This window comes from Advenella kashmirensis W13003 (assembly GCF_000506985.1).
Lineage (GTDB): Bacteria > Pseudomonadota > Gammaproteobacteria > Burkholderiales > Burkholderiaceae_B > Advenella > Advenella kashmirensis_A.
Genome location: NZ_KI650979.1, coordinates 901,449 through 924,004, shown reverse-complemented (window position 1 = coordinate 924,004; position 22,556 = coordinate 901,449). Strand labels below are relative to the sequence as shown.

Annotated in this window: 19 protein-coding genes; 16 read left to right on the top strand and 3 right to left on the bottom strand. The window is 53.5% G+C overall.

What is annotated here, in order from left to right; all coding sequences use genetic code 11:
* The first annotated feature begins 83 nt into the window (after nucleotides 1–83).
* Nucleotides 84–1,397 carry an NAD(P)/FAD-dependent oxidoreductase gene (locus tag W822_RS28360; RefSeq protein ID WP_024003932.1) on the top strand — a complete coding sequence of 438 codons (1,314 nt, stop codon included), beginning with the start codon at nucleotides 84–86 and terminating at the stop codon, nucleotides 1,395–1,397.
* Nucleotides 1,398–1,404: 7 nt separating this feature from the next.
* Here W822_RS28360 and W822_RS28355 read toward each other — a convergent pair whose 3' ends face one another.
* Nucleotides 1,405–2,223 carry an IclR family transcriptional regulator gene (locus W822_RS28355; RefSeq protein ID WP_031242160.1) on the bottom strand — a complete coding sequence of 273 codons (819 nt, stop codon included), beginning with the start codon at nucleotides 2,221–2,223 and terminating at the stop codon, nucleotides 1,405–1,407.
* Nucleotides 2,224–2,420: 197 nt separating this feature from the next.
* Between W822_RS28355 and W822_RS28350 the strand changes: the two genes are divergently transcribed.
* From W822_RS28350 to W822_RS28310, 9 genes are all read left to right on the top strand, one after another.
* The gene (locus W822_RS28350; RefSeq protein ID WP_024003930.1) at nucleotides 2,421–3,503 is read left to right on the top strand and encodes an ABC transporter ATP-binding protein; all 1,083 of its coding nucleotides are present in this window, start codon (nucleotides 2,421–2,423) and stop codon (nucleotides 3,501–3,503) included.
* Nucleotides 3,500–4,372, top strand: coding sequence for an ABC transporter permease (locus W822_RS28345; protein WP_024003929.1), 873 nt, complete (start codon nucleotides 3,500–3,502; stop codon nucleotides 4,370–4,372). Before W822_RS28350 ends, W822_RS28345 begins: the two co-directional genes overlap by 4 nt.
* Before the next feature lie 4 nt (nucleotides 4,373–4,376).
* On the top strand, nucleotides 4,377–5,168 hold the full coding sequence (locus tag W822_RS28340) for an ABC transporter permease (protein WP_024003928.1): 792 nt from the start codon (nucleotides 4,377–4,379) through the stop codon (nucleotides 5,166–5,168).
* Between the two features lie 35 nt (nucleotides 5,169–5,203).
* Complete coding sequence (locus tag W822_RS28335; protein WP_024003927.1) at nucleotides 5,204–5,494, top strand: (2Fe-2S)-binding protein; 291 nt, start codon at nucleotides 5,204–5,206, stop codon at nucleotides 5,492–5,494.
* Nucleotides 5,491–6,873: an FAD/NAD(P)-dependent oxidoreductase gene (locus W822_RS28330; protein WP_024003926.1), complete on the top strand. Its 1,383-nt coding sequence runs from the start codon at nucleotides 5,491–5,493 to the stop codon at nucleotides 6,871–6,873. Before W822_RS28335 ends, W822_RS28330 begins: the two co-directional genes overlap by 4 nt.
* On the top strand, nucleotides 6,861–8,042 hold the full coding sequence (locus W822_RS28325) for an NAD(P)/FAD-dependent oxidoreductase (protein WP_024003925.1): 1,182 nt from the start codon (nucleotides 6,861–6,863) through the stop codon (nucleotides 8,040–8,042). The genes W822_RS28330 and W822_RS28325 overlap by 13 nt, the downstream gene beginning before the upstream one ends.
* Nucleotides 8,020–9,081: an ABC transporter substrate-binding protein gene (locus tag W822_RS28320; RefSeq protein ID WP_024003924.1), complete on the top strand. Its 1,062-nt coding sequence runs from the start codon at nucleotides 8,020–8,022 to the stop codon at nucleotides 9,079–9,081. Before W822_RS28325 ends, W822_RS28320 begins: the two co-directional genes overlap by 23 nt.
* Before the next feature lie 135 nt (nucleotides 9,082–9,216).
* A complete protein-coding gene (locus tag W822_RS28315) occupies nucleotides 9,217–10,932 on the top strand; it encodes a tannase/feruloyl esterase family alpha/beta hydrolase (RefSeq protein ID WP_051401603.1) in 1,716 nt (571 codons plus the stop codon).
* Nucleotides 10,933–11,299: 367 nt separating this feature from the next.
* Complete coding sequence (locus tag W822_RS28310; RefSeq protein WP_031242157.1) at nucleotides 11,300–12,682, top strand: GntP family permease; 1,383 nt, start codon at nucleotides 11,300–11,302, stop codon at nucleotides 12,680–12,682.
* A gap of 4 nt (nucleotides 12,683–12,686) precedes the next feature.
* On the opposite strand, the gene W822_RS28305 is transcribed toward W822_RS28310, so the two are convergent.
* Both W822_RS28305 and W822_RS28300 read right to left on the bottom strand, forming a co-directional pair.
* Nucleotides 12,687–14,657 carry an FUSC family protein gene (locus tag W822_RS28305; RefSeq protein ID WP_024003921.1) on the bottom strand — a complete coding sequence of 657 codons (1,971 nt, stop codon included), beginning with the start codon at nucleotides 14,655–14,657 and terminating at the stop codon, nucleotides 12,687–12,689.
* Nucleotides 14,658–14,666: 9 nt separating this feature from the next.
* Nucleotides 14,667–15,944, bottom strand: coding sequence for a capsule biosynthesis protein (locus W822_RS28300; RefSeq protein ID WP_081724284.1), 1,278 nt, complete (start codon nucleotides 15,942–15,944; stop codon nucleotides 14,667–14,669).
* Between the two features lie 284 nt (nucleotides 15,945–16,228).
* Between W822_RS28300 and W822_RS28295 the strand changes: the two genes are divergently transcribed.
* The 6 genes from W822_RS28295 (at nucleotide 16,229) to wecC (ending at nucleotide 22,503) form a co-directional block, all read left to right on the top strand.
* Nucleotides 16,229–17,338 (top strand): KpsE/RkpR family capsule polysaccharide export protein, encoded by a 1,110-nt coding sequence (locus tag W822_RS28295; protein WP_024003919.1) that lies wholly within the window; start codon nucleotides 16,229–16,231, stop codon nucleotides 17,336–17,338.
* Between the two features lie 7 nt (nucleotides 17,339–17,345).
* On the top strand, nucleotides 17,346–18,518 hold the full coding sequence (locus W822_RS28290) for a polysaccharide biosynthesis/export family protein (RefSeq protein WP_253272227.1): 1,173 nt from the start codon (nucleotides 17,346–17,348) through the stop codon (nucleotides 18,516–18,518).
* Between the two features lie 12 nt (nucleotides 18,519–18,530).
* Complete coding sequence (locus W822_RS28285) at nucleotides 18,531–19,322, top strand: ABC transporter permease (protein WP_024003917.1); 792 nt, start codon at nucleotides 18,531–18,533, stop codon at nucleotides 19,320–19,322.
* Nucleotides 19,319–19,978, top strand: coding sequence for an ABC transporter ATP-binding protein (locus W822_RS28280; protein ID WP_024003916.1), 660 nt, complete (start codon nucleotides 19,319–19,321; stop codon nucleotides 19,976–19,978). Before W822_RS28285 ends, W822_RS28280 begins: the two co-directional genes overlap by 4 nt.
* A gap of 82 nt (nucleotides 19,979–20,060) precedes the next feature.
* Nucleotides 20,061–21,185: a non-hydrolyzing UDP-N-acetylglucosamine 2-epimerase gene (gene wecB, locus W822_RS28275; protein ID WP_024003915.1), complete on the top strand. Its 1,125-nt coding sequence runs from the start codon at nucleotides 20,061–20,063 to the stop codon at nucleotides 21,183–21,185.
* Nucleotides 21,186–21,228: 43 nt separating this feature from the next.
* A complete protein-coding gene (gene wecC / locus W822_RS28270; RefSeq protein ID WP_024003914.1) occupies nucleotides 21,229–22,503 on the top strand; it encodes a UDP-N-acetyl-D-mannosamine dehydrogenase in 1,275 nt (424 codons plus the stop codon).
* The last annotated feature ends 53 nt before the right edge of the window (nucleotides 22,504–22,556 follow it).

Sequence of the window (22,556 nt, the reverse complement as noted above, 5' to 3'; positions counted from 1 at the left end):
CCCTTCTGCGCGAACAAAACCATTGAAAATTATCGCCGGCCTTTTATGATGGATGGCTTGTTGTCCCTTTTGTGCCAAGGCCGATGTCTCTGAAAACTCCCTTTTTGCCTTATTACAGCAGCCGTTCGGGCTGGAATGCACTGCTGCCTGCGCGCACCGCCATGACCGAGCCTCAAGGCGTGCGCGCTTTTGATTACATCGTCATCGGTGCCGGCTTCACCGGGCTGTCGGCTGCGCGCCGATTGGCCGAGCTGGCGCCGGAAAAGACTGTCCTCATTCTGGAAGGCAGCGTTATTGGCGAAGGGTCTTCCAGCCGGAACTCGGGCTTCATGTCAACGTTTCCCCGTTCTGGCATTGTCAAGGATCCGGCGCAGGACGATCTGTTGGGTCTTTCGCAGATCGGTGTGTACGAACAGGGTCTGCAATGGCTCAAGGGCACGTTGCAGCAGAACCGGATCGAATGCGATTGGGACGAGGGCAGCGGTAAATACAACGCGGCAGCCACGCCGGCAGGCAAGGCAGCATTGCGGGCAGGAATCGAAAAAAACACCCGCCTGGGTATCGACAGCGAAGTACTGGGGCAGGATCAGTTGCAGCAGCGCTTGGGCACCCGCTACTACACCTTTGGTTATTACACGCGCAATAATGTCTTTGTCCAGCCGGCAGCGATGCATCGAGGGCTGGCAGATACGCTGTCGGAAAACGTCACGCTGCTGGAAGAAACGTTTGCCCAACGTATTTCGGGTTCCCCGGGGCACTTTATCGTTGCCACCAGCAAAGGGGATTTTTCGGCGGGGCAGGTGGTGATTGCCAATAATGCATTCGCCCGCAAACTGGGCTTTCTGAAAGACCGGCTGATTGCGATCTACACCTACGCGGGTCTCACTCCAGCGCTATCCGACGAGCAGGCTGCTGAGCTGGGGCCGGCAAGGCAGTGGGGCGTATTGCCCGCACACCGGCTTGGGACCACGCTTCGCAAGGTGTCTGGTAACCGGTTCATGGTGCGCAGCGCCTATTCCTACGAAGCAGAGCAGAGCGTATCCGCCTACACCCGCATGCTCACGCACTATTACAAACGTCGCTTTCCACAGATGAAATCGCATGAGTTCGAATTCGTCTGGGGCGGAACTACGGCGCTCACGCGCAATGGCGGAATCTTCTTTGGCAAGCTTGCCGAAGGCATTTACGGTTCGCTGGGCTGCAATGGTTCCGGCGTGCTGCGCGGCACTGTCAATGGCAGGCTGCTGGCCGACTTGATGCTGAACCAGCGCTCCGCCGAACTGGACGCTGTACTGGCGCTGGGTGGACCCTCGTGGTTGCCGCCGGAACCCTTGCGCGCGCTGGGCGTCAAAAGTGCCATTTTCTATCAGGGCCTTAAAGCCAGCGCAGAGCGTTAGATCGAGATCAATTGGACAGTGCCATATGCGGGCTGCCCAGCGCCGGATCAAACGGATTCAGGCTGGCACTGATGGCCGCCGCCTCGCGCTTCAGAATATCAACGATAAAAGGCAGTCGCTCCGGCGTGAGCCGTTCAGTCAAAACGCTCAGCCCAATTGCGCCTACCGGATAGCCTGTCGTGTCGGTGAAGGCAACGGCAATACCGCCAATGCCTGTCAGCCTGCCGGGGCCGATATTGAGTACGTAGCCGTCTTCCTGCGTTTGCCTGATTCTGGCCCGCAGGAAGGGCTCGTCGATTCCCTCTTCCTGATAGAACCGCGGGATATTGAATGCCAATATGGCGTTCTGTTCGCTTTCGGGTAAAGCCGCCAGTATGGCAATGCTGCCCTGGCCCAGCCCGATGGGAATGCGCCCGCCGATGCCGCCGGTCAGTGACTGCGTAATGTAACTGCCTTCCATTTTATCGATGCAGACCACATCATAGCGGTCGCGTAGCAGGACAAAAGCGGAGTCCTGCAACGATCCGACAATTTTCAGAATCGAACTGCGGCAAATGTTGCGCAACGATGAGGCCTGATGATGTGAACGGGCGACCAGGGAAAACAGTTCGAGGGTAAGTGCATAGAATTTGCTCCCCGTTCTCTGCTGTACAAATCCTTCGGCGATTAGCGTTTGCAGCAACCGGTGAACGGTTGCCTGGGACAACTCCAGCTGCCTGGCGATATCGGTAACACGCATCCCCTGCGGTCCGGCATCGCCAAGCAAACGCAGAATTCCCAAACCCTTGGCCAGGACGCCCTGCACGCCCGCTGATTCATTATCCATATCTAATTCTATTTAATGAAATTAATATTCGTTAATTATATATTTTTTTCCAATAATTGAAATATAAATCTAAATAATTTTATTAGTAGAAATACCAATATATAAATCGGTGTCCCCAAGAGACAATGAAAAGCATATGAATGTGGACGCGACGACCCATCGTGGACCGCTACCCCCCTTGAACGAAGCGAGTACCTATGTCATTTTTGCAGCTGCACGGTCTGACCAAAAAATTTGCCGAAGTCACTGCCGTCGATGACCTGTCCCTGAACGTCGAGAAGGGAGAGTTCGTCTCGCTGCTGGGCCCATCCGGCTGCGGCAAAACCACCACTCTGCAAATGATTGCCGGTTTTGTAGACGCGACTGCAGGCAGCATTATTCTGGACGGCAAGGACATCACATTTGCAAAACCCAATGAACGCGGGTTAGGCATCGTTTTCCAAACCTATGCGCTGTTTCCGCATATGACCGTTGAAAAGAACGTGGCGTTTGGCCTGGAAATGCGTAAGTTGTCGGGCAACGATATTGCTGCGCGCGTCAAAGAAGCGCTCGCCATGGCCCAGCTGGAAAAGTTTGCACAACGCTACCCGCGGGAATTGTCGGGCGGCCAGCGGCAACGCGTGGCACTGGCCCGAGCTCTGGTGATACAGCCACCCGTGCTGTTACTTGATGAACCCTTGTCGAATCTTGACGCTAATCTGCGCGAAGAAATGCAGTTTGAACTACGCCGCATCCAGCAACAAGCCGGCACCACGACGATCATGGTGACGCACGATCAGGCCGAAGCGCTGTCGGTCAGTGATCGAGTCGTTGTCATGCGCGAAGGCAGCGTCATACAGATCGATGAACCCTATGCCATGTATGAGAATCCGGCTACGCCTTTCATCTCCCGTTTCGTCGGCAAGACCAATACGTTTCCGGTCACGCTGACCCGCAGCCCGCAGGGCAGACAGTTCGAACTGGATGGTCATCGTATTACACTGCCTCATAGCGCTGACACGGCAGTCGATGACGGTAGCGAAGCCCTGGTATCCCTGCGCCCTGAAAAAATCCTGATCAGCCGACAAGGGCAGGGGCGTTTTGCCGGCAAGGTGCAGAACAGTTTTTTCCTGGGTAATCTGTGGATGTACGAAGTGCAAACGGCTTTCGGGCTGGTCACTGTCTCCGTCATCAATAATCACGAACAGGTGTACACGACGGGTGAAGCCGTCAGTCTTGACTGGCATGAAGATTCGCTCAAGGTGCTGGCGGCCGAACGTACAGGGGATCGCCAGGCATGACGCGCCCTGCATCCGATACTGTGGTGGCGCGCAAGCCGAAGCTGGGCTTTCTGGGGGCGATGCCGCTCACGCTGCTCTTTCTTTTCCTGTTGGTCGTGCCGCTGGTGCTGACAATCGTGCTGTCGTTGCGTCCCTACGATTACGACCTGGGTGTGCAATCGGGCTGGACGCTTGAGCAGTACATCGAAATTTTTACCAGCAACTATACACTCACCGTATTCTGGCGGACTCTATGGATCTCCGGCCTGGTCACGCTCATTTGCGTGCTGATCGGCGTACCGGAATCCTATATCCTCAGTCGCATGAAATCGCCGTGGAATTCGGTGTTCCTGCTGGTGATCCTGTCGCCGCTGCTGATTTCACTTGTGGTACGGGCCTTCGGGTGGAGCATGCTGCTCAATCCCATGTCTCCCATTGGAAAGCTCACCCAGCTCATGGGCTTCGGGTCATTGCTGTATACCTCATCGGCCGTGGTCATCGGGCTGGTGCATGTCATGTTGCCCTTCATGATCATTCCGGTCTGGACCTCGCTCAATAAAATCGATCCTCAGACCATCAAGGCTGCCTACTCGCTGAACGCATCCAAATGGCAAACGATCAAACGCGTGATATTGCCGCAGGCGATGCCCGGCATTCTGTCGGGCAGCCTGATCGTGTTCGGTTTGTCGACCAGCGCGTTTGCGATTCCCGTGCTGCTGGGGGGTGGACGATCGCGCATGGTATCGAACAGCATTTACGAGCAGTTCATGGTTGACCTGAACTGGCCGATGGGCGCTGCACTCGCCATCCTGCTGTTGATCATGAATCTGATTATCATGATGTCCTACAATCATATTCTGGAGCGCTCCTACAAGCGCAGCCTGGGGTAATACTATGAAAAACGGCCCCCTTTCACTGTTATTCAACACCCTGGTCACCATCTTCATCCTGGCTCCACTGGTCATTGTCTGCCTGGTCGCCTTTACGCCGGAAGATGTCCTGTCCATCCCCACCACCAGTTTCTCGCTGCGCTGGTTCCGTGCCGTATTCAACGAGTCCGGATTCATTGCCGCGTTCCAGACAAGCCTGTGGGTGGCCTTTGCCAGCGCCTCGATCAGCGCCGCGCTGGCCCTGCCGGCCGCGTTTGCGATTGCACGCGGTCGTTTCCGCTATAGCCAGGTCGTCAACGGCCTGTTCCTGTCGCCGCTGATGATTCCCAGTCTTGTCATGGGGGTTGCATTGCTGCGCCTGTTTGCCATGCTCGGCGTGCGTGGCAGCCTGCTCTGGCTGATCCTGGGACACGTGATTATCGTGACGCCTTATGTCATACGGCTGGTGCTCGGATCGCTGGTCGGTTTCGACAAAAGCATCGAACATGCTGCCGAGTCCCTGGGAGCAGGGCGCTGGACGGTATTTCGGCGCATCACCTTTCCGCTGATTCTGCCGGGCATCTTCGGTGGATGGATCCTGGCCTTCATCAACAGTTTCGATGAACTGACCATGTCTGTCTTTCTGACCTCGCCCACGACCATCACACTGCCGGTGAAAATGTACATGTACGCCACCGAATCCATTAACCCGATGCTCTCGGCCGTATCCGCGCTCATTATCCTGTTGACTGCGATCACCATGTTTGTGCTGGATCGTGTCTACGGACTGGACAAAATTCTGATCGGAAAGCAGTAAATGGCAAATGTAATATCATCGATAAAGGTGCGATAGTGTCCGGATTGTTCGTGCGTCTGGTCGATCAGAAGCGAGCGCCGTGCCGCTTTTATGTCAACGGCGAACCATGTACCGCCCGCCAGGGAGACACGGTTATGACCGCTTTGCTGACACGCAACGCGCATTTACGATTGACCGAATTCACCGGCTCGCCGCGTGCCGGTTTCTGCCTGATGGGCGCATGCCAGGACTGCCTCGTGACGCAGGAAAGCGGCGAACGCATCCGGGCCTGCGCCACGTTACTGCAGGCGGATATGCGATTTGTGATACCGGAGCAGGTTCCATGAAGCGGGCTCCCGTGATCGTGGGCGCCGGGCCGGCGGGCATTCGGGCGGCACAGATCCTGGTGCAGGCAGGCCTGCGTCCCGTTGTGATTGATGAAGCGCCCAAACCAGGCGGCCAAATATATCGGCAGCAGCCCGAGGGATTTCAAAGGGATGCGCGGGCGCTCTACGGATTCGAACGCCACAAGGCCAGGGCGTTGCACGACCTGGCCAACCACCTGGTCAGTGACGATCTGATTGAATATCTGCCCAACACGCTGGTCTGGGATGCGGACGACCAGAATTTGTATATCACAAGCGGCAACCGCCATGATGCCGTTGCCTACGAGACATTGATCCTGGCGACCGGCGCAACGGATCGCGTGCTGCCCTTTAACGGCTGGACCCTGCCGGGGGTGTACACCCTGGGAGGCGCGCAGATCGCGCTCAAATACCAGGGATGCGCCATCGGCAAGCATGTCGTGCTTGCGGGCACCGGGCCACTTCTGTACCTGGTTGCATATCAGTATTGCAAAGCCGGTGCACGAGTGTCGGCCGTTCTTGATACCAGTCCGTTTCCTGAAGTGCGACAGGGTCTGCGCGCATTCGCAGCCGATCCTCTTCTCATGGCAAAGGGGGGCTATTACATGGCATGGCTGCGCATGCGCGGCGTACCCCTGATACATGATGTGTCCGCATTCGAGGCGATCGGCAACAACAAGGTCGAAGCGATCCGCTGGCGCCGGGACCCAAGCCCGATGGCGCAAATGCAGGTATTGCCTTGCGATGCGGTGGCCTGCGGTTTCGGCCTGCGTTCTGAAAATCAGCTTGCCAGCCTGCTGGGCTGCGAGTTTGTCTTTGATGAACAGGATCGTGCCTGGCTGCCCAGGGTACAGGCCGGCGGGCAGAGCAGTCGTGCCAACGTATATCTGGCCGGGGACGGCATGCGCATTGGCGGAGCCGACATGGCAGAACTGGGCGGCAGGCAGTGTGCCTACCGCGTAATGCAGGATATGGGTCTGGCCCATGACGAGCGGCAGGCGCGTCGCGTTTCGCGGCAAATCGCCAGGGGGCGCCGCACTCGCCAGCTGATAGATGACATGTTCGCGCCGCCCACCCACTGGCTGGATCACGCCGATGATACCCTGGTTGTCTGCCGGTGCGAAGAGATCCGCGTGGGCGACGTCCGGCGCATGCTGCACGAAGACCCGCGTTCAGGACTGAACAGAATGAAGGCCTTGTCGCGCGTGGGCATGGGACGATGCCAGGGCAGAATGTGCGGCGCCGGCGCCGCCATGCTGCTGGCGCATGAGCAGACCATACCGCTGTCCGGGATTGAGCGCTTGCGCAGCCAGCCGCCGGTCAAGCCCTTGCGGATCGGAGGGGCTGCATGCAAACCCTGAACGCAGACGTACTAATCGTCGGCGCAGGAATCATCGGCGCCAGCGCCGCCTATTTTTTGTCCAGGCAGGGAAAGCGTGTCCTGTTGTGCGACGCCGGTCAAAGCGGCACCAAGGCCAGCGGTGTCAACTTCGGCGGTGTGCGCCGCCAGGGCAGGCCGCTGGTGCAGATGCCGCTGGCGGCGCGCTCACATGTCTTATGGAGCCGTTTGTCGGAACTGATCGGCATTGATGGCGAATACATTCGCAGCGGTCATCTGAAAGTCGCTTTTACACCTGGCGATCTGGAGCGACTGAAGCAATACAACGCCATGGTCGCGACCTGCGGACTGGATTTGCAATTGCTGGATGATGCAGATGTCAGGCGGCGTTATCCCTGGCTAGGGCCGGAACTGGCCGGCGCCTCGCTGTGCCCGGAAGACGGCCACGCGAACCCGCGCCTGGTCTCCCCCGCACTGGCCTGGGCGGCGCAGCAGGCAGGCGCGGTGCTCATGGAACATTGCCGCATCACGCGCAGTCACTTTGACGGTACCCATTTCGTGTCCGACACGGCCGACGGGCGGCGTATTCGATCAGCCTGTCTGGTGAATGCGGCCGGCGCCTGGGCCGGGACGATTGCACAGATGTTCGGGGACGCCGTCCCGCTTGGAGAAATCTATCCGCAGATGGGTGTGACCGAGCCGCTGCCTCCCATTATGAATGTGGTGGTGGGGGTGCAGGGTGGGGGGCTGTATGCCAGACAGGTTGCGCGCGGCAATATTATTTTCGGCGGCAGCCGTGCCCGTTCAGTCGATCCCGGTTTTGCCCGGCCATCGCACCAGAGCGTGAGCCTGCTCCTGACGCGGCTGGCCGGACTCATCCCGGGTATCGCCAATGCGTCGGTCATCCGGTTCTGGAGCGGGGTCGAAGGAGCAACGCCCGATCTGAATCCGATTTTGGGCGCCAGCGCCACTATACCGGGTCTGTTTCATGGTTTCGGCTACAGCGGCGCAGGATTTCAGGTCGGGCTGGCCTCGGGCGAAGTACTTGCGCAACTTATCGTATCCGGCGCCAGCCCTATCCCGATTGACGCTTTTCGAATTGACAGGTTTGCAGCTGATTCCGGCAAGTTGCACACCCCTTCATCCCATGCCGGCAAAAGGAACACAGATGAAATCAGTATCAGTAAGTAAACGTCCGGTCGCGATGGCCTGCATGCTGGCTGTGGCCGGAATGCTGACGGGCGTGACGGCTCATGCCGAACAGAAAACGCTATACCTCGGCATGAACGGCGGCGATATGCAGCGCGGTTTCGAAGAACATGTCTTTCCCGCTTTCGAAAAAGCCAACAATGTAAAAATTGTCGTTGTGCCGGGCACATCAACAGATGTGCTGGCCAAGGCGCAGGCCTTCAAGGACAAGCCGCAAATGCACGTCATGTTCCTGGACGACGGCATTATGAATCGCGCTACGAAAATGGGCCTGTGCGAGCCGATCAAGGACGACAAGGCCCTGTCGGAGCTGTATCCCGAAACGCTGATCGGCAAGAACATGGCCGCAGGCGTTGTCACCACCATGACCGGCCTGGCCTACAATACCAAGCTGTTCAAGGAAAACAACTGGGCGCCGCCGACGTCCTGGAAAGATCTGGCCGATCCCAAATATAAAGGCAAAGTGGTTTTCCAGTCCGTGGCAAGCAGCACCTATGGTCTGCACGCGTTCATGATGCTGAACCGGATTGATGGGGGCGATGATAGTAACTACGAGGACGCATTGACCAAATTCAAGGATACGGTGGCCAAGAACGTGGTGGCCTACGTACCCAGTTCTGCCAAAATTTCGGAAATGACGCAAACAGGCGAGGCCGCATTGTTCCCCCTGACCCCTACGGCCATTTACTCTCTGAAAGAAAAATCCCTGCCGGTCGAATATGTGGATCCGAAAGAAGGCTCGGTCCTGCTGGCCGTGGCCGAATGCGTGATCGCCAATAACAGCGAACCGGAACTGTCGCAGAAACTGGCTTCATATCTGCTCTCCGTGCAGGCTCAGGAAGGCGCCCTCAAATTCGGACAGTATCCATCCAATAAAAATGTCGCAGCCAAAACCGAACATAAGGATCTGCTGGGTGATTTTGAAAAATACATGAAGCACATCGTGGTCGTGGATTGGAACAGTATCAACAAGACTCGCCCCAAGCTGAATCGCGAGTGGAAGGAACAGATCGAACGATAACGCGTGGCTCGTGGTAGGTCGGGAAAACTATGCAATTAGCAGACCCGGGCCTTCCCTTAATCCTCAAAAGCATTTAGTATCTGGCAAAACGATTAACGACAGATTCAATAAGACAAATGCAATAAGGGAGGAGCCATGCCTGTCATATCACCACGATTTGCAGCCACGCTGGGTGCCGTCTGCGCCGGATTGCTTCTGGCCGGGTGTGCCGGTACATCTCATAACCAGGCAGCGCAAACCTGTCACGACCTGAATGGCGCCAGCGTTCCCGCTTCGGCTATCGGCTTGCCCACACGCGGGGCGACAATAACCAGCACCGAATATGTACCAACCGCCACCAAGACACCCAAAACACATCAAGGCTATTGCAAGGTCCTGGGTGATATCGCACCGGTAGACACGCATGCCCCGGCGATCAAGTTCCAGCTGAACCTGCCTGCCGAATGGAATGGCAAATCCCTTATGATCGGGGGCGGCGGCTACAACGGCATTCTTGCCAAAACAACCGATCTGCTGCCAGCCGGTCCCGCGGACAAGCCCGATCCCATCGGCCTGGGCTACGCCACCTATGGCAGCGATTCGGGCCACCAATTGGCCGACGACCCGAACAACCCCGGCAAATTCGCACTGAACACTGAAGCACTCAAAAACTTTTCCTATGAAGCGCTGAAGAAAACGCATGACACCGCGCAGCAGCTGATCGCCAGCCATTACGGCAAACCGGCTACCCGCAAATACTTTGCAGGCGGCTCCACGGGCGGACGCGAAGCGCTGGCCGTTGTGCAGAAATGGCCCCAGGACTTCGATGGGGCCATTGCCCTGTACCCGGCATTTGCCGCCGCGTCCCTGGACTTGCAGTTCGGCCGCATTACCCGCGCCCTGGCAACGCCTGGCGCCTATCCCAACCTGGAAAAACGTGCCGAACTCTACAAAGCCGGCATACAGGCTTGCGACGCACTTGATGGAGTGAAAGATGGCCTGATCAGCAACCAGCGTCAGTGCAACCGGATCTTCGATCCGGCCACGGCCACAGTAGATGGCCGGCCCCTGCGCTGCGAGGGTGGGCGCGACACCGGCAACCAATGCCTGTCGGATGCGCAAATTCGTGCCATGAAAGTCTTTGCCTCCGATATCGTCTTCCGCCCGCCTGTGGGCAGCGGTGAAGTGCGCCATGCGGGCTTCAATACCTGGGGCGTTGACCTTGGCCGCCCCGCCGGCGACAGCAAACTGCAGGCCACCATTAACTACCTGAATCTGGGATCGATTGCGCCGGCCACGCCCATGCCGCCCAATCCGGCGGGCAGCAAAAGCGTGCCGTACCACGCCGGCTTCTGGGACCAGTGGGTCAAGTACTTCGTCACGCAGGATCCATCCTATAACAGCCTTTCACTGGATCCGACCCGCCCGGGCAAATGGCGCAACCGCATTAACGAACTGACACGCCTGCAGGACATCAATCAGACAGACTTGTCTGCCTTTGCCAATCATGGAGGCAAACTGCTCATTGCGCACGGGGTAGCCGATGGCCTGGTGCCCACCCGCGCGACCGAAGACTTTGTGAGACGCGTGCGCGCCACCATGGGCCCGCAGCAAACCGATGCCTTCCTGCGCTATTACGAAATCCCGGGCTACGGCCATGCCGCCAGCACAGTGTTCAATGCCAGCTGGGATTCACTGACAACCCTGGAAAACTGGGTTGAAAAAGGCACCCCGCCCGGACCGCAAGTCGTCGCAGACACCGCGGGCGTCCCTGGCAGAACGCGGCCGCTGTGCGAATACCCGGGCTGGCCGAAATATGCAGGAAGCGGAGATGTGAACAGCGCGGCTTCCTTTCAGTGTGTGAAGGAGTGAGTAAAATGATCTATTAACAGGTCGTAAAGCCGCTTGGCGACCTGTTTATGATGCACGATCTATTCTGCATTTCAGAATAGCCGGGTCGGCGGAAGCCGCCCGGCCGGTTGTCATTGGCATGCTTAACCGGAAGGCATGACTGATGCTATTACCACTTGAAAATCAATATCAGGGATAACACCAATAAGGTTTACCCTTGAGTCTTATTGCCATATTCAATCCCTATAATGGCAGCAGTCGTCCAAACTAATGGAATAATCAACTATCTAACAGCCACCTCTCACAGCAAAAACCAGGTTCCGGGGGTTATTCCATTTCTCAAAACACGCTGCTTCATCCATAAATCAAGGGGATTATTTTGTTCAGTATGTTATCCATCGTGATATCCCTGCTGCTGCTGATGTACCTGGCATATCGGGGATATTCCGTTCTGATCCTGGCGCCGCTCATGGCCGCGCTGGCCGTCCTGCTCTCTGGCGATGCCGGCCAGTTGCTGCCTATCTATACCGAAACCTTCATGCCGGCGCTGGGCAAATACCTGCTGCAGTTCTTCCCGGTCTTCCTGCTGGGCGCCTTGTTCGGCCAGCTCATGGCCGATTCCGGTGCGGCGGCGTCTATCGCCAACTGGATCATGCGGGTTCTGGGCCCGCGCCATGCCATCCTGACCGTCGTGCTGGCCTGCGGTATCCTCACCTACGGTGGGGTATCGCTGTTCGTGGTGGCCTTCGCCATCTACCCCATTTCAAAAGTCATGTTCTACATGGCCGACATTCCCAAGCGCCTCGTGCCCGCCGCGATTGCCCTGGGTTCCTTTACCTTCACCATGACCGCGCTGCCCGGCACGCCGGCCATTCAGAACGCCATTCCCATTCCGTATTACGGCACCAACGCCTTTGCTGCGCCAGGCCTAGGCATTATTGGAGCCCTGATCATGTTCGGCTTCGGCATGTGGTGGCTGCTTGGCCGCGCCCGCAAGGCGAAGGAGGCGGGCGAAGGCTATGGCGATCATAATGATGGGGTGGCAGAAGAAGTCATCAGCGATGGCCACAATATTTCATTTGTGAGCAGCATCATTCCGCTCATCCTGGTGATCGGCATCAATGCCCTGTTCACTTATGGCATTTTCAACGGCATGGATTTCGATTTCCTGAAGGAAAAATTCCCCGACCTGAATGTGAAAGGGGCGCTGGGACTGTGGGCGATTATTATTTCACTCATCATTGCCTGCCTTTGGCTGGTTATCACCCGGCTGCGTCACTGGCAAGACTTGCAAAGCACCGTCAACAAAGGCGCCTACGGCTCCATGCTGCCGATTTTCAATACCGCATCTGAAGTAGGCTATGGCGCCGTGATTGCCAGCCTGGCGGGGTTTGCCATCATCAAGGAATACGTGTTGGGTGTGGCACCCAACAATCCGCTCATTTCAGAAAGTATTGCCATGACCACGCTGGCGGGTATTACCGGGTCGTCTTCAGGCGGGTTGAGCATTGCGCTGCAGACGCTGGGCGCAGATTACCTGCGCATGGCCCAGGAAGCCGGGATCAGCCCCGAACTGCTGCATCGCGTCGCAGTCATGTCGGCCGGCGGTTTTGACACCCTGCCGCATTGCGGAGCGATTATTACGCTGCTGGCCATTTGCGGCCTGACTCACAGACAGTCTTATCTGAATATCGCCGCGGTGACCATCGTGGCGCCGCTGCTGTCGGTTGCGGTTGTTATCACCCTGGGTACGATGTTCGGCTCGTTTTAATTCGTCAGACGGATTGCTCGCCCGGGCCACGCAAGCCCGGGCGGTATGCGAAAAAGTCCCGTCCGGACACCAGCGCTTCCGAGGCCGACCACAACGCGCCTGAAACGTCGGGCTGCTGCACCTGCCTGGCGTATTGCATCAGCGTGGCGGCCAAGGAATCCGGCTCGTCGGTGAATGTATTCAACTGGTTTTTCAGATCCTTCAGCACCTCACTGGTCTCGGGCGTCCAGGACGGTTCCAGCCGCTGCAATTCGGCCACGCTGTGCCCAAAATTCAAGGCAGACACAATATGCGCCGGCGCCAGACTGTGACGCTGCGTGGTTTGCGCCAGATGCGACGTCAGCCTCAGGGTTTGCCGCACCGACCGCTCCATCCAGCGCTCCGCAGGCAGATCACGGCTGTTATTGATCAACCGGAACAGATCGTGGTTGATCGTGCCGGTTGCTTCGTTCACATGGCGGTCGCTATGCCGGGGCAAAAGAATAAATCCCCCCGCCACAAGGCAGGCAGCCACCATCATAGAACCGGATTCAGCCAGCACATCCATCGTCGTCACAGCGCGAGCCGGCAGCATGGCCTGGCTGCCAAGCAAAAACGCCATGCATGCATCCAGAGCGGGGAAGCGGAACATCATGCTGGCCCGCGCCAGCCCGCCCACCAGCAGGAACGGCATGATCGACAACACCACCAGCCAGGTGGTGTGAATATGCGGAAAAATGGCCAGCCGGTAGCCCGCGGCAATCACCGAGCCCACCAGAATTCCCTTGAGCAGGTGTGGCGCAATGATTTGCGGCTTGAGCATGGAACCCAGCACCAGCGAAAACATGGCGGTCGCCAGTGCGGTCATTTCTCCAATAAAAGAGCCGCCTGCATAGGCCAGCGACGCTGAAAACAAGGTAATCAGTCCGCATAGCAAGCCGGTCTGACGCGCCAGCCCCCAATTCGTTGAGGGCGCAAGCACGGGCGTATCCCTGCTGAATGCAAAACGGGCAGCCTCAGCGTCGTTTGCCAGCAACCAGCGGGTGCCCTTGAGCATACGCTGCAGATGCTGGGCAAGCGTCGGGTCAACCGATTCGGCCAGCGCAACGGACTCTGCCATTTGCTGTTTATCCAGTATCTCTCTCGCATTATCTTTGTTCAGCGTCGATAACGTCAGCAAACGGTTACCAAGGTCGGGGGCGAGCGGCTGGCCTGGCCGGTTGCGTGTATGTAGGCGACGCGATGTCGCAATCAGGCCAATGGTGGAAACGATCAGCGCATTAATCACGCGCTTTTGTTTTACGGCCGCAGGAGAGCCCGCCATAATGGCAATGCCTGCGGTCTCAAGCTGGCTGATCTTTTGCAGAATCTCCGCCTCCTGCCGGGCTCCTTCCTTGGTGACGCCTTTGAGCGTTGTTCCCAGAAGATAGCAGGCACTTGCCGCCACTTCGCATACTGACAGATAAAAGCGGCTGCGGTCGGCATGAGGGGTGAGCAGAGCAGAAGACAAGGTGATTGTAATCACCCCGATGAAGGTACAGGCGACGCGCGCCAGGGCCAGTTCCTGATAATGCTGGGGAACGAACATGCACGGAATCACGACCACGACAGCCGTAATGCCCGCCATCAACGCGGCATAGGACTTCACGCCATAAATCAGATGCGTCAATGCCCCGAACACTGCAACCCACACCGCAAGCATCGCAATGGTCGCATAGGGGGCGTCCTGTACAAATTGAATCATGCCGAAGCCGGCGGCAGCGCCGAGCGCCGTGCCGATAATCCGGTATAACCCGCGTTCAAATGCCAGTCCGCGCGTGGCCTGCGCGACCACAAAAACCGGCATGGCCGCCCAAAAGGGGTTGGGAATGTGCAGGAAAGAGGCGATGGCGAAGGCCAGCCACGCACTGAAGGCCAGCTGCAGACCGTAAATAACCGCCTGTTTGTCCAAACCGATTTTGCGGATCAGACTTGGGGCAAGGGGTTCGGTAGACATAGGAGGGAGTTAGCCGTGGATTTGACTGTCGGAGTATAGTTTGTTTGGGCGTGAAGCCGGATCGCGTGTTTGCAGTGCTCGCCAATTCAGGCCCGTAGCCGACTTTTGTCTGGGAATGCGTTTGTAGAAATTGCCATTAATTTGAGTGGTGGCAATCAGATAATTTCTGAACGAGTTGAACAGTTTTTCGTCAACTTTTTGGTCCTCTGCCTCTCTCCAGAATTCATCCAGCGTACCTTGGTAAGTCAGACCTTTAAAATCATACATCGCCCGCCCACAAACTTTAAGTGGGGAGTTATGCAGGAGGGCGGACAGTCCCACCGTGCTGTTTACCACCACTGTTCCAATGGCGTGGTCCAGCAGCGTGGGCAAATGCTGATCATGAATATAGTGCACCCGGCCAGACAGGTCGTACAGAAACTCCAGTTGCTGCAACCAGTTTGAATAATCGTTGTAACCTCGATCCATGGGATGATGCTTGATCACCAAGTGCGTACCGATGGGGGCGTGCTTGGAGAACGACGTTACTACGAAGCGGATGAAGGTCTCAACTGTCGCAAAATCGGAGTGGGTATGGATTTGCGCATCGTTATATACTTGCAGGGGAAGCAGGAAATACTTCTTGGACAACGTCGTCGTCAATTCCTTTTCCATTCCTCGTTCTGCAATTTTATAGTAGGCTTTACGGGTAAAACTGCGCAGCCAGATATAGCCTTCTATGATGTGCAGGCGGCGGTGATGTCTGTAATGCCAGAAGAAAGGTTTAAGCAGAAGACTACAGGTGAAATATAAAAAAGCCCAAAGCATCATGTATGGGAAGGCATAGCCTACCTGTCGCTCACGCCGGGTCGGAATCTTCTTCTGACTATAGTAAAACTGAGCTTCCCGAGCCGCGCTTGAATGGTCGTTGACGCCGTTTTTTTCCAGAGTGATGAAGTTCGGACGAACATATCCCTCTTCAAATACGCCGATTTTTACGCCATAACGGGACGCAATTTGATGTGCGACAACGTGAATCGGCCTGCAGTCGCCGAATAAAAACACAACGTCTATATCCAGATCATTCAGCAGATTTTCGAAAAAACTGCGCCATTCGCGAGGGTGTTTACGAAAACTGATGGAGTTTTTACGATTGAACAGCCAGTCCCCGCCATTAAAATTCACGGTATGAACCGTGGCTCCCTTGTTTTTAAGGTCTTTTGCGAAACGACGAAAAAAAGGACCCACCGGCCCTTGCAATAATAGAATGTTCTTTCCCGAGAACGCTTCGATTCCCTCAATTATCACGATTATTTATGCGCCGTTATTAAAGTGAAATGTCAGATCCCTTTCCCCGGATAATACTATCTCGGTTGTAATTTGGCTAGAAACGACACTTTTTAATGTTTCTATTTGTAACATAAATGAGAATATATTTCCTAAGATAAAGAAAATTTCCGAAAAATCAATCAGTTAGAAGCAAAAAAAAGACAGTGTTTCATTTAATAAACATCGGATGGCGTCGGAATTGGCTTCGTTGCGGCATTTCATTTTACAATCCACACACGATTAAGACTTGTTAACGACCTCTGATGGCAAATTCATCCGGAAGAAATTGGTTCCTGTTCATCGGCATCGTAGTGTTGCCCTTGATTTTGGCGATTGTTTATTACACCATGTTCGCGACTAATCGCTATGTAAGTGTGGCGGAGGTTGCTGTTAGACAGACAGATAACGCAAATCCAGCCATTAGCAATGCGCCTGGGCTGGCGCTATTGCTTGGTGCCACCAACCCAACTTCGCGCGAGGAGACTCTGTTTCTGCGTCAGTATATTCTGTCGAATGACATGCTTGCTCTGCTTGAACGGGAATTGGGGTGGACGGAGCATTACTCTGCTCAATATAAAGATCCATTTTATTGGTTGAATAGTGGAGCCTCTCAGGCGGATAAGCTCGCTTTTTACCAGAAGGTTGTCAAGGCTCATTTCGATGACGAGACTGGACTTTTGGAAGTTCAGGTCGAGGCACTAGATCCGGATTTTTCCAGAAAAGCGTTGGATTTAATTCTCAAAGAAAGTGAACATTTCGTAAACGAATTGTCGCACAAGCTGACACGTGACCAATTATCTTTTGTGGAGCGCGAGTTGGCAACTGCGCGAGCAGCTTACGAAGTCAAGCGAGACGAATTGCTGCACTTCCAGGCCCAGAACAACTTGTTGGATGCTGAAGCAACGGTCACTTCGCGTTCAACAATGATTGCTACTATGGAAGGCGAATTGGCAACGGAAAAGGCAAAGCTAAATGCTCTCACGTCGTCGCTTACTTCAAGCGCGCCACAGGTGCAACAGCAGCGGAGAAAAATTCAAGCAATCGAAAAGCAACTTATAGCGGAAACACAGCGATTGATCGCACAGGAAGGCAGCAGTAAATTGAACACGGTTGCCTCTAAGTTCCGTGATCTGACTATTCAAGCGGGCATCGCCGAGGAGGCTTATAAAGTCAGTCTCGCGTCCTTGCAAAATACTCGGATTGAAATAAATAAGAAATTTCGTAGTTTGGCCGTGGTGGTTAGTCCTAATCTTCCCGATAGTGCTATTTACCCGGACAGGCCCTATAACTTGCTGACCATTCTGATCGGCTTGCTTGCGCTGCTTGGGATCGTACGGTTTGTAATTGCTACGATTGAAGACCATATGGATTGAGTGTTATATGGCTACCAGTTTTCAAGCACGTTTTTTTTGGCGAAATAACAATATGCAAGTGCAATCATTCAACGTATCGCGCTCGGGCGGTAAGAGGTTTCTGAATGCCTTCGGGGTGGTATTGATATCTTCGGTATTAGCCGGATGTGGTTCTTTTTTGTCTGGCTCTGGACCGTATAGCAGTTCTATCACGTCAGAGTCATCAGGAAAGGACCCAAATCTACCATATAAATTGATCGATTTGACACCTGCGTCGGTCGGTGAATATTCTAGACAAGCGCCCCCACCACCGTCTGCGAAAGTTTCCAAAACGGGAACAACCGCTATTCAGTTGGTGCCTGGTGACGTAATTAAGGTAATGATATCCGATTCTGCTGAAGGCGGCGTGTTCGCACCTTTGTCCTCAGGAGGAACCTCGTTCGAAAATGTCCGTGTTTCCGCTGATGGCACAATTTCGCTTCCCTATGCAGGAACCGTTAACGTCAGAGGCTTCACTCTAACCCAAGTGGATAACGCCATCAAGAAAAAGTTAAAAGGCGCTGTCGCGACGGATCCTCAGGTTCACAGTGAAATGGTCGGTGATTTATCTGGTTCTGTCTTGGTAGCTGGTGCTGTCAAGACGCCCGGACGGTTTTCCAGTTTGCAAGGTCCACTCACCATTTTGGACGCCGTGAATATGGCGGGTGGGCCAGTGCTCGAACCGCACTTGATCAATGTTGTTGTGCGCAATGGAAAGCAATCATATTCTATTAACTATGACGATGTTCTGAGCGGCAAGAACCGACAGGTTTCTCCTCGATCAGAACTTATTCTGGAACGTGCGCGTCAACGTTTCGTAGCGATGGGGTCCGTGAAGGATCCAGGTTTAAAAGATCTTCCTTCTCGGAACCCGAGCTTATTGGAAGTATTGGGTTCCGTTGGTGGCCTTGATGAAGGGAAGGCCGATCCTCAGGGTGTTTTTGTATTTCGCATCAATCAGGAGCCCAAAGACGGAGAACCCGCTGCCGAAGTTTTCCGATTGGATATGCGTAAACCTGAATCGATCTTTTTGGCTCGTGCATTTCAGGTTTTTCCGGAAGATGCAGTTTACGTAACTAATGCGCCGGTGTACGAATGGCAGAAAATTATTTCCCCAATCGTACAAACGTTGGTCTTAGGCCGGACGGTTTCGAACCTGTAGGCTGATGAAACCATGACTTTAGAAAAACGTTCGTCATTTGCTATAACGAAAGCGGTGATATTTGCACTGATATTGCGCGAAATGCGTAGTCGGTTCGGAAGAAAGCGGTTTGGCGTATTCTGGGTGTTTTTTGAGCCCGCCGTGCAGATCGCATTTATCATGATGATCTTTTCTTTTCGCAATGTCACCGTGAGAAATGGAATTGAATTTCCACCGTTTCTCGTCTCAGGCATGATCCCGTTTTTCCTCATGCGTAACATGGCTTTGCAGTCAATGTCGGCAGTAGACGCAAACCGCGCATTGTTTGCTTATAAACAAATTAAGCCGTTGGATCCAATGATTGCCCGGGCGATCATAGAAACAATTATTTCCGCGGTCGTTTTTTGTATTTTCCTATTTATACTTGGTTTTTTCTTCGATTATGAAATTACCATGGTCGATCCTATTAAATGGTTGGCCGTTTTATTCATAGGACTATTCTTTTCCTTTTCTTTAGGACTTATTCTGTGTATGGTGGTTGACGTTGTACCGGAATTAAAAACAGTTATCAGAATTATATTTTTACCGGTCTATTTGTTGTCAGGTGTGCTTTACCCAATATGGATTATGCCAAATGAGGTCATGAACTGGTTGCTATGGAATCCATATTTGCATATTGTCGATGAATTGCGGCTGGCGATGTTCCCACATTATCCGGTCCATTATGGGGTGAACCTCGAATACCCTATTAAGGTGGCAGTGATGACTTCGTTACTAGCGTTCGGTTTGTACCGAATCCGAAGGACAAAACTGGTGGCGATATGATTGAAGCACGTAACATTTCAAAATCGTATATTACGACAAAAGGGAAAGTTACTATTTTTCGCGACTTGTCTTTCTCTGTGCCACCGGGAAAAAATATCGCTTTCATTGGGCGCAATGGAGCAGGTAAGTCGACAATGATGCGCCTCATTGCAGGTTTGGATGTGCCTGACAAGGGGAAAATCATCACAAGTGGTTCCATTTCCTGGCCGGTGGGGCTTTCGGGGGGGTTTCAAGGCTCGCTGACCGGACGTGATAATGTTAAATTCGTCGCTCGCGTTTACGGCGCAGAAGGCAGCCGTATGAGGGAAATTCTCCGATATGTGGAGGATTTTGCAGAAATAGGACAATATTTTGATCAGCCTATCAGTACATATTCCTCGGGTATGCGCTCACGAGTGGCTTTTGGTTTAAGTCTTGCCTTTGACTTCGACTATTATTTGATCGATGAAGCAATGTCCACTGGGGATGCGCATTTCCGTGCAAAAGCGCAAAAAGCATTTAAAGATCGAATCAGCACTTCGAAAATAATCATGGTTACCCATAGTATGGGGCAGGTTCGATCCATGTGCGATTATGTGCTTCTGCTAAGAAATGGTCAAGTCGTTCCGTTTGAGGATGTCGAAGAAGGGATACGCATGTATCAGAACGAAGGTTGAAGTCATTAATATTACATATCCATGTACTAATATAGATTATGTGTTTTTTATTAAGCGGGAAATTCCAGGTGAAGAGGTCTAAATGAAAGTATTAACCGTTTTCGGCACACGGCCGGAAGCAATTAAAATGGCGCCTTTGGTTAAAGTTCTTGAGCAACAGAACGATATCGAAAGCGCTGTGTGTGTAACAGCACAACATCGCCAGATGCTGGATCAGGTGATGGATTTGTTCGAAATTACACCGCAACACGACCTCAACATTATGAAGCCAGGTCAGACACTTGCTGGAATCACCACCGAAATTCTAAATCGAATCGAAGCTGTCCTTGCCAAAGATAAGCCGGACCTCATTTTGGTGCATGGAGACACATCTACGACTTTTGCAACTACCCTCGCGGCTTATTATCATCGGATCCCAGTTGGTCATGTCGAAGCTGGACTACGTACAGGTAATATTTATTCTCCATGGCCAGAAGAGGCCAATCGAAAGCTTACGGGAGCACTCGCGAAATTGCACTTTGCTCCCACTGACCAGGCAAAATCAAATTTATTAGCTGAGAATATCGTAGATGATAGTATTACGGTGACGGGAAATACCGTAATCGATGCATTGTTATGGGTAAAAGAAAAGCTCGAAACAGATACTGATCTGGCCGAGTCGATCAGTGCACGATTTCCATTTTTACGCGATGGCGCTAAACTGGTTCTTATCACAGGACATAGAAGAGAGAATTTCGGTGATGGATTTGTGCGCATATGCAGTGCCATCAAAGCCTTGGCAGAACGTTTCCCCGACGCTGATTTTGTTTACCCGGTCCATTTGAATCCCAATGTACGAGAGCCGGTCGGCAGAATTCTTGATTCTTTGCCAAATGTATACCTCATCGAACCACTTGATTATTTGCCATTTGTCTATTTGATGACCCGGTCGTCAGTGATCCTGACTGATTCCGGTGGTATTCAAGAGGAGGCGCCATCGCTGGGCAAGCCGGTACTGGTTATGCGAGATACCACAGAAAGGCCCGAGGCCGTAGCAGCGGGGACGGTGAGGCTTGTCGGCACCGACGCATCCAAAATCGAAGAGGAAGTCGTCAAATTGTTAACGGATCAAGAAGCTTATAACAGCATGAGCTTCGCACACAATCCATATGGCGACGGAAAAGCTTGTGTACGAATCGTCGAGGCGATTCGCAAACAGTTCGCATAGCGTATTTAAAATGCAATGAAAAAATATAGTTATAGGTAAACAGATGACAACATCAAATCAAGAAACGACTATTTCCGTAATTGGGCTGGGATACATTGGCCTTCCTGCTGCTGCAATGTTTGCTTCAAGACGCGTTAAAGTAATCGGGGTGGACGTCAATCAGCACGCGATTGATACTATCAATCAAGGAAAGATCCACATCGTCGAGCCGGAACTGGATATGATAGTCCAGGCTGCTGTGTCCGGGGGGTATCTAAAGGCCACGAATAAACCGGAGCCGGCTGACGCTTTTCTGATTGCGGTGCCGACTCCTTTCAAGGGTGATCATGAGCCAGACTTGTCATATGTGCTCGCCGCTTCCGAATCAATTGCCCCAGTCTTGAAAAAGGGCGATGTTGTCATTCTTGAGTCTACCTCCCCGGTGGGTACAACCGAAAAAATGGTCGAGGTATTGTCGAAGGCTCGACCTGATCTGAAGTTTCCGCAATCTGCAGCCGATGAAGAGATGGATGTTCACGTAGCATATTGTCCCGAACGCGTATTGCCTGGGCATGTCGTACGCGAATTGGTTCAGAATGATCGGATTATTGGAGGCCTAACGAAAGAATGTTCGCAAAAAGCAATTGACGTCTATCGAATTTTCGTCGAAGGTGAGTTACTCATTACGGACGCTCGCACGGCGGAAATGAGCAAGCTGACCGAAAATTCATTTCGCGATGTGAATATTGCTTTTGCCAATGAGCTCTCATTGATCTGCGATAAACTTGGAATTAATGTTTGGGAACTGATTAAACTTGCAAACCACCATCCGCGTGTCAATATCCTGCAACCGGGATGCGGCGTGGGCGGGCACTGTATAGCAGTAGATCCTTGGTTTATTGTGAACAAAACACCGGAACAAGCAAAAATTGTCCGCACTGCGCGGGAGATCAACGATCATAAGCCTGAATGGGTTCAAGAAAAAGTGAATGGGCTGATTCAGGAGCTGGTTTCTGCGGGTCGAAAACAGTCTGAGTTGAAAATCGCATGTTTGGGACTCGCTTTCAAACCAGATATTGATGACCTGCGCGAAAGCCCGGCATTGGAAATTACCCGAAACCTGGCTCAGCAATATCCAGATCAAGTGATTGCGGTGGAACCGAATATTGAAAAGCTTCCGGGCTCTTTATCTGATGTGAAGCTCAAATTGGGGCAGCTTGAAGAAACCTTAGATTCTGCAGATGTGGTGGTTATATTAGTAGATCACAAGCAGTTCAAAGAACTCAAACCTGATTTGAAATCTAGCCAGCGTTTGTTTGATGCAAAGGGAATTTGGTAAAAAATTAGAGAACGAGTGGTTCATTCTTTGCAGTTGAAGATAGTTTAAGTTGC